The sequence below is a fragment of the Mesorhizobium sp. B1-1-5 genome, assembly GCF_006443065.1.
Classification (GTDB): domain Bacteria; phylum Pseudomonadota; class Alphaproteobacteria; order Rhizobiales; family Rhizobiaceae; genus Mesorhizobium.
In genome coordinates this window covers 1-1051 of the sequence record NZ_VFWS01000642.1, presented here as the reverse complement: position 1 = coordinate 1051, position 1051 = coordinate 1, and the positions used below count along the sequence as shown (strand labels likewise).

1 protein-coding gene is annotated in these 1051 nt (G+C 64.5%); it reads left to right on the top strand.

Translation table 11 applies throughout. The annotated features are described in order from the left end of the window. Nucleotides 1-1051: M20/M25/M40 family metallo-hydrolase (locus FJ980_RS34010; protein ID WP_140547709.1), on the top strand; the 1051-nt coding region annotated here is incomplete at both ends.

Below are 1051 nucleotides of genomic sequence, written 5' to 3'. Positions count from 1 at the left end.
CTCGAGCCCGGCCGCAAGGTGATCACCGGGCGCGGCTCGGCCGACGACAAGGGGCAGTTGATGACCTTCGTCGAGGCTTGCCGGGCCTGGAAGCAGGTGCATGGCAATCTGCCGTGCCGCATCACCATCCTGTTCGAGGGCGAGGAGGAGTCGGGCTCGCCGTCGCTGAAGCCCTTCCTCGAAGCCAATGCCGATGAACTCAAGGCTGATTTCGCGCTGGTCTGCGATACCAGCATGTGGGACCGCGACACGCCGTCGATCTGCGTGGGGCTGCGCGGGCTGGTTGGCGAGGAGATCATCGTGAAGGCCGCCGACCGCGACCTGCATTCGGGTCTCTATGGCGGCGCCGCTGCCAACCCGATCCGCATCCTGGCAAAGGTGCTGGCCGACATTCACGACAAGGACGGCCATATCACCATCCCGGGCTTCTATGACGGCGTCGAGGAAACGCCGTCGCAGATCCTGAAATCATGGGAAACGCTGGGCGAAACGGCCGAGACGTTCCTTGGCCCCGTCGGCCTGTCGATTCCGTCGGGCGAAAAGGGCCGCTCGCTGCTGGAACTCACCTGGGCACGGCCGACGGCCGAGTTCAACGGCATCACCGGCGGCTATACCGGCAAGGGCTTCAAAACAGTGATTGCGGCGCAGGCCTCGGCGAAAGTATCTTTCCGCCTCGTCCACAAGCAGGATCCCAAGAAGATCCGCGCCGCCTTCCAGCAATTCGTCAGGGAGCGCATTCCGGCCGACTGTTCGGTGGAGTTCCACCCGCATGGTGGCTCGCCGGCGATCCAGCTTTCCTACGACTCGCCGTTCCTGGCCAAGGCCAAGACGGCGCTGTCGGACGAATGGCCGAAGCCGGCGGTGACGATCGGCGGCGGCGGCTCGATCCCCGTGGTCGGCGACTTCCAGACCTATCTCGGCATGGAGTCGCTGCTGGTCGGTTTCGGCCTCGACGACGACCGCATCCACTCGCCCAATGAAAAGTACGAGTTGAGTTCCTTCCACAAGGGCCAGCGCTCCTGGGCGCGCATTCTGGAAGCGCTCACGAGCT